Source organism: Wolbachia endosymbiont of Madathamugadia hiepei, from assembly GCF_013366855.1.
GTDB lineage: Bacteria > Pseudomonadota > Alphaproteobacteria > Rickettsiales > Anaplasmataceae > Wolbachia.
The window spans coordinates 1-8,457 of record NZ_WQMP01000035.1; the positions used below are offsets into that span (position 1 = coordinate 1).

Genomic DNA, 8,457 nt, shown 5'->3' on the forward strand with positions numbered 1-8,457 from the left:
TTTTAGCTTATATTAGGTAAAATGCGCTTGTTAAAGCGTTTAAGACAATAAAAAACGCCAATTTAAAAGATAGATAGCGAATAACTAGCTAGCGGGGTTTCTTTTGCCTTTTGTCTGTTTAGTAAATTTCTTAACGTTTAAAATTAGATCAGTTGCGGTTTAAAAGCAGCTAGATTAGACGTTAAGAATAAAAAAACGCCAATTTATAAAGTTAATATAAATAATTAGCCACCAACGGGGTTTCTTTTGCTTTTTTTCTCGCTTGGTAAATTTCTTAAATATTTATAGCTAGTTGTAATTCATGAGTTGGGCAGATAATGTTGAGTAGCATCTTGTTTAACTGTAAAATTTGATATTAGCTGCTGATAATTGGAATAGTTGTAAGTCGAGGCTCTTCTCCTACCCTTGTTTTCAACGCCATTCCATAAAAAGATTATTTTGCTTATTCTATTAATCTAATTATACTGACAGTAGCGGAAGTTTGAATTTGCAATTTTGAAGTAAAAAATAGCAATATTGCCGCTATCGGTTAAATTATTAAGGAGGTCAAATGAAAAAAGATTCAAAGCTTCTAGCAAGTGTAAAGGATTTAATGTCTGTAGCAGGGTTAGGTGCTGTGATAGGAGCACTTACATGTTTGGGGTTAAGTTCCACAGCTTTATCACCTTTAACTATAGGTGGAATTACCGGTTTTACATTTCCAGCATTTTTGTGTATAGGAGCTATACCGCGTAACCTACGCAAACTTTTGTCTATAGTAATTTAACACAACGCAAAACCAGCTATATTAGCCTACTTCTACCACGTTTAGATATAAACCAATTTGTCCAACTTTGCTATAACAGTTTTACGTTTCTATTTTCACAACTATATTTTTACCCGGCTTGTTCTCACAAATATAGGTACTTTTCTGGATTTTTGAAAGAGTAAATAATCAAAATTTTTATGACACTAATCAATACGGTACTTTGGCTAAAATATTTTTTTAAGACTTGAATAAATAAAATTGTGTTGCTATAACACTTAAGGTTTATAAAAATGTTGGTTGTATGAAAGATTTACTATATGGAATGCTTGAAAAATAGCATCCAGAATTATCAGATAAAGAAATAGACGAATGGTCCATTACGTTTGAAAGCATGTGCTCTGATTATCATTATGCCCATCCATGTGAGAACAAAATGAGCTATTATTGTCAGGTAACTGATAAAGGGGAATCTTATTTTCTTAGTCAACGTCAGTATGAATTTGTTACAAAGCTAGAAGCTATCTTAGAAAACAATCAGCAACTTTCTTTAGCGGCAGTTGTTAATTTTATGGTAAATACTGTAGATTTCTATATGAATCGTCATTTTTCAACAGATGATGTAGTCGATCTTTTTATTAAAGTTGGTAAAGAACATTCACAATTTCCTGAAACTTACAATTCTTTTCATTATGAGACTTTTATAGTGATAGTGAAACTTAATCCAGGAGTTCTTTTAAGGAAATATGGAAACAGTTTGGCAAAGTAGTAAGTTCTCATCCATCTTCTCCTGATTTAGGTGCCTTAAGAGAAGTGTGCTGGTTATGCGAAAATGAAAATGTAGAAGATATGGAGCTATTTGACATTAGTAATTTTAACTTAGATAAAGATAGTAGTGAAGCGCTAAAAGAACTGTTACAGTATTGCATAGACAAAAAGACCTCAGAAGGATTGGATCAAAGCGAAGCACATCAGTTTAACAGTAACTATGACTTTAATTTAGATAGCGGTCATAGTGATAGTATCTGGCATTAAAGCCATTCTGTAGTGTGATGGTGTGTGGAATGTTTTAGCAATATTTTCTTATTTTATTCTAGGTAAGTAGGTAGTATCTATTCAGGGAAGCGGTTTAAGAAACGATAGATAAGAGGCTGTGGAAAGGATTTAGCTCCTTTCGAGGAATGTGTGTTTCCTCGTTCCGATTGTGTAAAGCATGAGTTTTTGCGATAAACAACATAATGTCGTATCTGTCGTGTATCCGTTCAGCCAATGACGTCAACTTAAGAGCCTACCTTAGCAACTCCTTTGTTGAAATAAAATAGAAACAGAAGTGCTGTTTATTGCAGCTTTTGGATAATTTAATGGTAAAAATTTTAGAGAGAAATTTTATACACGATCACTGACATTTTTCCTTAAGTTGACGCCATTGAGAGATCTATTGCTATAATCTTCATTATTATATAGATTATACTAATAGATTAAACTAAAGGAAGGTTATGAATAAAGAGATAATAATAAAGCATTTGAATAAATTATTAACCGGTGAGTTGACTTCTATACGCCAGTACTTTTTGCATTCTACAATTCTCAAAGATAGTGGGATCAATAAACTTGCAGAGAAAATGAAAGAAGAGCTTGACGAGGAACTTGAACATGCAAATAAGCCAGCAGAAAGAATTTTATTGCTTAAAGGTATACCAAACTTTCAAGACACAAATGAAATCTCAAAGTATGACGGGAAGTTCACAAAAGATGCAATACGAAAAATCTTGGAAGATAATTTAAAATTAGAAGAAGAAGGTTTAAAAGACTATAGAGAAGCAATTTCTGTTGCTGAAAAAGAGAGAGATTTGTTAGTGTAATCTTATTAGAGGAATTATTGAAAAATGAGGAAGGGCACTACCATTGGATCGAAGAGCAAATTGCTCTTATCGAACTTATAGGTGTTGAAAATTACCTAAAAACACAAATGTAAGGTGTTAAAAAAAACAATATTTATCTTAATTATACCTTGCTTACTTCTTTTCTTGTTAGGGTTGTGGCAATTATTTAGATTAAACTGGAAGAACAATATCATCAAAAATATGAGTCTTCCAGTTGTCTATCTGTTGCCCAATGATGACCTTGCAAAATTTAACTACAGACACGTCAAGATTGACGGGATTTTAAGTGACATAGAGATATACGTTTTTGCAGGGCAACGCGGCTATCATGTGCTGTCTCCTATGCTACTCACTACTGGACATTACATGCTAGTGAATAAAGGAATAGTCAGAGAGAAAAAAGAGGAAAAAGCAAAAATTGAGAAAATAGCTGCGAGTGGAGTTTTATATTGCGATAACAGTAAAAGCAAAAGTTGGTTAATCAAAAATGATACTGCTTTGAACACGTGGTTTACCCTAAGTACAGAAGAAATTTCCAATGAATTTGGTATCAAGCTAGAGCAGTGTATGTTATGGCAGAAAGGTTTCAGCAATAAGTTAACTATACAGCCGATGAAACACTTGGAATATGCGATAACTTGGTTTGCACTTTCCTTGATTTGGTGTGTAGTTTATTATAGACAAAATAAACGCCACTCAAGTGGCTGACATCAACGTTTGGATAACAAGAGAAGAACTGAAGAAATAATCATTCATCTATATCGCTGCTAATATCCTTTATCATGCTATAATTGCCTTTCCTAAATCTACTTTTTAAGGACTCAACTCCGCTTTCGCTAATACCACTTAGGCTCAGTGCTGCTCCACCAAGCTGCAACCCAATCTCAGATGTCTCCGGAATAATTTTACTAGCCCCCAGATCTTTGTAAGCTTCTACATTACTCAGATCTGGTAGGCGTATTATAATATTTACATGTGGAAAATTTGTTGCAACTAGAGAAACAATCTTCTTTATAGTAACTTCGTTCTTTATTGAAATTACGAAAGCTTGGGCTCTTTCTATTCCTACTGATTTTAAAATTTCATATCTCGTGGCATCTCCAAGATATATAGGAAAGCTGTCACTTTTCCCTTCTTTGACTATCTTTGATTGAATGTCTACAACAACGTAACTTAGATGCTCTGCGGTAAGCATTTTTGTTACCATATATCCTACCCTGCCGAATCCAGCAACTACTACATGGTTATAGAGATCTTGTGTGTCTGTCTCAATTGCTTCATCGTCTAATATTACCTTCTCAGTGCTAAATGAATTTGCTATCCACTCTCCAAGTCCCGATAGAAGAGGAGTGAAAGCCATAGTTACCGTAGTTACCATCATAAGCACTTGGGCGATTTCACTTGGTAGTACGTCTAACTCATCTGCTAAGCGAAACAGGATAAATGCAAATTCACCACCCTGTGCAAGCAATAATCCAGCTTGTATGGCAGGTGCACTCTTAAACCCAAAAAATCTACACAATACGTATATGATAGATGTTTTTAAAACGATAAGGATGATCGACAATAAAGTAATTAGCGGCAATTTATTGAGTAAAAGGTCAATATCGATAGACATACCGACAGTCATGAAAAATAAACCGAGAAACAAATCTTTAAATGGCAATACCGCGTGTTCCACTGAGTGCCTGTGTTCTGTTTCTGCAACTAATAACCCAGCAACGAATGCGCCCAGTGCCATTGATAAATGAAATTGCTCGGTAATAAATGCTGCTCCTAATATTATTAAGAGTGTTGTTGATACAAAGACCTCGTTACTTTCCATTTTAGCAATAACCGAAAATAAGGGCCTGAGTAATAACCTACCAGTTATAAATATCAACACTAATGCAATAGCCGCTTGCACTAATGAACCTGCCAGTGAGCTTATTAGACTGTTTTCAGAACTACCAGCAAGTAAGGGTACTAATACTATTAGCGGTACTACTGCAAAGTCTTGCATTAATAGTACTGCTATTGACAACCTCCCCACTTGACTTGCTTGGGAGCCTTTTTCCTGCAGAACCTGTAACACCATTGCCGTTGAGGACAATGCAAGCCCACCGCCGATAACTGCTGCCATGTTAGTGTTCACTCCAAAAGCAAGAGCAATGCACCATATCGCTACCATGGTAACTATAACTTGAAGGGAACCAAATCCAAATACATGGATACGCATGGCAATAAGGCGTTCAAAGGTTAATTCAAGGCCTATAATGAATAATAGAAAAACTACGCCAAATTCTGCAAAATTGTCCATTGCATCAGCTGAATGTATCAGATTAAATCCGTGAGAACCAATCAACGCGCCTGCAACGAAGTAACCGAGCACTGGGCTGATATTCATTTTCCAAAACGCTATGACTATAAACACAGCAGCGGAAAGTAGAATTATAATATCAAACAAATACTGAGAGCTGCCGTGCATGATATTTAACCTGTAGGATCAGACCATTTAATTGAGCAACCAATGCTTGACTTTTGGTCAACCGGAGGATTACCAGTTTCTGCAATGAATTTCATAGCTTGAAATAAATCACTACTTCCTGTTTTATAGTTTTGAACCTTTTCTTTTTTTGCATCGTTAAAACGTCCACGATAGCAGAGATTTAAATTAGCATTAAAACCAAAAAAGTCAGGAGTACAAACAGCACCATACTCTTTAGCCACTTCTTGCGTACTGTCAATCAGATATGGAAATGTAAACTTATTTTCCTTGGCAAAATTAATCATATTTTCAAAGGAGTCTTCCGGATATTCATTTGCATCATTTGGCATTATTGCAACAGTACTTACCTGATAATCTTTTTTTAACAAATCAACATCGCTCACCAGATTGCTAATAATTGATCGAACGTAAGGGCAGTGATTGCATATAAACATTACAATAAGACCGTTTTTCCCATGACAGTCACTTAATGTATAGTGTTTGTTATCCACCCCCAAAAGATTGAAATCCTTTGCAATAAAGTCAAAATCTACCTTAGGAGTATTCAGTGCAACCATAGCTTACAGAGAATTGTATATCACACACAACATATAATATTATTGCTTAAATGTCAAATGGTTCTTGTGTATACTGTTTGCATATCCTTTTTTGACACTACAATTATAGAACTCATGTTCATAACCTTCGAAGGAATAGATGGCTCCGGTAAAACAACGCAATCTGAGTTACTTGCGAATCATTTTAAGCAAATTCGTGGCGAAAATCATGTGATATTGACCCGAGAACCAGGCGGTACTGACTTTGCAGAAAAGGTAAGAAGGGTATTGCTTAAGGACAATATTGATCCCATCTCTGAACTTTTGCTGCTCACCTCAATGAGATATGAACACGTGAAAAAATTAATACTGCCAGCTCTAAAAGAAGGAAAGATAGTGATTTGCGATCGGTTTATTGATTCAACTATTGCATACCAAGGGTATGGGCTTGGAGTTGACTTAGGGCTAATAGGGGACCTTCATAAGTTAGTAAAAATTAGACGTCCAGATATCACATTTATCCTAGATATTGATGTTCAAGTTGGGCTAAGCAGAGCAAAGGATAAAAACAAATATGAAGAGATGGACATTAATTTTTATAACAAAGTTCGAAAAGGATTTCAAGAAATAGCGCTAAAAGAGCCTGATAGGTGTAATGTTATCACTGAAGTTGAAACTAAGGATGATAATCGAGTGTATAGTGAAATTATCAACAGAATTGCTAGCACTATACAATAGAGCTGGTTTTGCTAGCAAAATGAAAATTAAGGCCAACCTCAATACCATATGTGGACAACAACCATCTTCCTATATCTAAGCTGCTTTCCGCATTGGTACTCTCATCCTTGAAGTTTAGCTTCTTGGATTTCTCCCTTATTATCGAAACGATGGGTTCCCGCAGTTCTACACAATAGCCCAAAATAGATTCGCGCCACCTCTATGCCGGACGCCACCTACCCAGCAAACAAGTTCCCGGTAGATTTATCCCAGGTTAGGATGAAACCCCTGGTTTTGACGTCGTCTAAAGCCTTTCGACACTTCTTCAGTGGTTCATTTTCATTCGCCTCTCTATTTCACACATGACGCATAATTGCGCCTTTTCCATAACGTTCACTACCTTGGCTCTTTACCAAAGCAGCTTATGGTTGTTTGAAGCCTGCTCTTGTAAACCGGCTCCGAGGGGCCCACCCTCATCTATTGTGCAGCTTCAGCTTACCGCTTCTACGCCACACTCATCCCAGTAGCCTCTTCCTTGTCATCCCAGTGCTCGACACTGGGATCCAGCCTTTCCATAATGATTAATGTTGTGTTTTAAATTAAGATTAGCTACTTTCTATGTTCACAAAATTAGTTTGCTTGCTTACAAGCAAACTTTCCTGGATCCCAGCGTCACGCGCTGGAATGACAGGTCTGTGGGTGCATCCAAGTGCCCCCTTCTGTCATCCAAGTAGCTGGCACTGGGACTCAGGATACTACTTTAGTAATAAATATTTAAGAAATTTACCTAGTAAAGAAAAAAAGCAAAAGAAGCCCCGTGGTGGCTAGTTATTTACTTTTGTGTCGAAATATCGGCGTTTTTTTTATTCTAAACGCTTGATGAATGCGACTTAGCTGCTTTTTAATGCAACTAACCTTAGCTGCAAATGTTTAAAAAATTTACTAAACAGAAAAAGCAGCAAAAGAGACCCCGGTAGCTAGTTATTTACTATCTATCCTATAATATTGGCGTTTTTTTATGTTTTAAACGACTTATAAGCGCGTTTGAGCTTGAAAATCAAAAGTTTTAAAAGACGTGAGGTGCACATAGTGCAAAAAATTAAACATGGTACGCCAGATACACTAAGTTTTTTTGTCGTTTAATCTGCACAGACTGAAGATAAATAATAGCTTCAGTCTCATTATAAGGGAGTTGGAGGAACTTGTCAAGTAGTTTTTTTCGTTTCCATTGAATGACGTTATAACTTTTTTCTACTGTTGTCTATCCGCTTTCTGTGTAATGGAATTGGTATTACATTAATTATGCTATAATATATATTGTTTATTAATAAATCTATACTATAATAGTCATTTTTATTAAGGTAGTATTATGACATATCACTTAACATTTACGTTCCCAAAGGAACAATATTCCATAGACAAGGGTAGTAATGAGTTCTCGGCAAAGGATAAAGAAGGCAACAGATTTATCATTACCGCAGATAGCAACCAAAAAGGAAAATTTTCTTTTTGTAAAGATGACGGTAGTGAGTGTAAGTTTACACAACACTATGCAGTTAAAGATCCAAAAATATGTAACAAGCTTTCTGATATTGACAGTGCTGACTATATAAACGTTATTATGGAAGGCTATGGTGAAAAATATTTCCAAAGCAGAATATTAGGTGGACTAAATAAGTGTAATATTGATTACGCAGTAGTGGATGATGGCAAAACGCAGGACGTGCTGCACAGTCCCTCAGTGGACGACTATGCAACACAAGAAGATGCCAATTTACCTCCTTTAGAGGATCTTATAATTTTATCTTCATCTGTATACGCAAGAACTTTCCTGGTTCCAGTTTCAGCTACTTGGATGACACCCATAACTTTGTCATTCCAGCGCGTGACGCTGGAATCTATATCTTTCTGGATCCTAGTAGGGCCACTTTCATGACACCGTCATAAAGTGAACCATCGTCACGCACTGGAATAACAAGCCCCAAGGGGGTTATCAAAATCTAGTCTCTGTGAACAAAATTTTAGAGAAGCCATATGAGAGAACCAACGAAGTTTAAAAAACCCATAAAAACCTCAGCAGTCTTGTCA

General features: G+C 36.0%; 10 protein-coding genes. 8 read left to right on the plus strand and 2 right to left on the minus strand.

Going from position 1 to position 8,457, the window contains the following annotated elements; all coding sequences use genetic code 11:
* Positions 1 to 550: 550 nt before the first annotated feature.
* The 5 genes from GO685_RS02070 (at position 551) to GO685_RS02090 (ending at position 3,336) form a co-directional block, all read left to right on the plus strand.
* Positions 551 to 766, plus strand: a complete 216-nt coding sequence (locus tag GO685_RS02070; RefSeq protein ID WP_175937359.1) for a hypothetical protein — start codon at positions 551 to 553, stop codon at positions 764 to 766.
* A 415-nt stretch (positions 767 to 1,181) separates the two neighbouring features.
* Positions 1,182 to 1,514, plus strand: a complete 333-nt coding sequence (locus GO685_RS02075; RefSeq protein ID WP_175937360.1) for a hypothetical protein — start codon at positions 1,182 to 1,184, stop codon at positions 1,512 to 1,514.
* A 44-nt stretch (positions 1,515 to 1,558) separates the two neighbouring features.
* A complete protein-coding gene (locus GO685_RS02080; RefSeq protein ID WP_175937361.1) occupies positions 1,559 to 1,780 on the plus strand; it encodes a hypothetical protein in 222 nt (73 codons plus the stop codon).
* Between the two features lie 461 nt (positions 1,781 to 2,241).
* Complete coding sequence (locus GO685_RS02085; RefSeq protein WP_246226347.1) at positions 2,242 to 2,607, plus strand: ferritin-like domain-containing protein; 366 nt, start codon at positions 2,242 to 2,244, stop codon at positions 2,605 to 2,607.
* A 114-nt stretch (positions 2,608 to 2,721) separates the two neighbouring features.
* The gene (locus GO685_RS02090; protein WP_175937362.1) at positions 2,722 to 3,336 is read left to right on the plus strand and encodes an SURF1 family cytochrome oxidase biogenesis protein; all 615 of its coding nucleotides are present in this window, start codon (positions 2,722 to 2,724) and stop codon (positions 3,334 to 3,336) included.
* A 40-nt stretch (positions 3,337 to 3,376) separates the two neighbouring features.
* On the opposite strand, the gene GO685_RS02095 is transcribed toward GO685_RS02090, so the two are convergent.
* Together GO685_RS02095 and GO685_RS02100 are read right to left on the minus strand one after the other, a co-directional pair.
* The gene (locus tag GO685_RS02095; RefSeq protein WP_175937363.1) at positions 3,377 to 5,095 is read right to left on the minus strand and encodes a monovalent cation:proton antiporter-2 (CPA2) family protein; all 1,719 of its coding nucleotides are present in this window, start codon (positions 5,093 to 5,095) and stop codon (positions 3,377 to 3,379) included.
* Positions 5,096 to 5,100: 5 nt separating this feature from the next.
* Positions 5,101 to 5,673: a thioredoxin family protein gene (locus GO685_RS02100; protein ID WP_175937364.1), complete on the minus strand. Its 573-nt coding sequence runs from the start codon at positions 5,671 to 5,673 to the stop codon at positions 5,101 to 5,103.
* A 114-nt stretch (positions 5,674 to 5,787) separates the two neighbouring features.
* Between GO685_RS02100 and tmk the strand changes: the two genes are divergently transcribed.
* From tmk to GO685_RS02115, 3 genes are all read left to right on the plus strand, one after another.
* A complete protein-coding gene (gene tmk, locus GO685_RS02105) occupies positions 5,788 to 6,390 on the plus strand; it encodes a dTMP kinase (protein WP_175937365.1) in 603 nt (200 codons plus the stop codon).
* Positions 6,391 to 6,987: 597 nt separating this feature from the next.
* Complete coding sequence (locus GO685_RS02110; RefSeq protein WP_175937366.1) at positions 6,988 to 7,197, plus strand: hypothetical protein; 210 nt, start codon at positions 6,988 to 6,990, stop codon at positions 7,195 to 7,197.
* 541 nt (positions 7,198 to 7,738) lie between these two features.
* Positions 7,739 to 8,305, plus strand: coding sequence for a hypothetical protein (locus tag GO685_RS02115; protein ID WP_175937367.1), 567 nt, complete (start codon positions 7,739 to 7,741; stop codon positions 8,303 to 8,305).
* Positions 8,306 to 8,457: the final 152 nt, after the last annotated feature.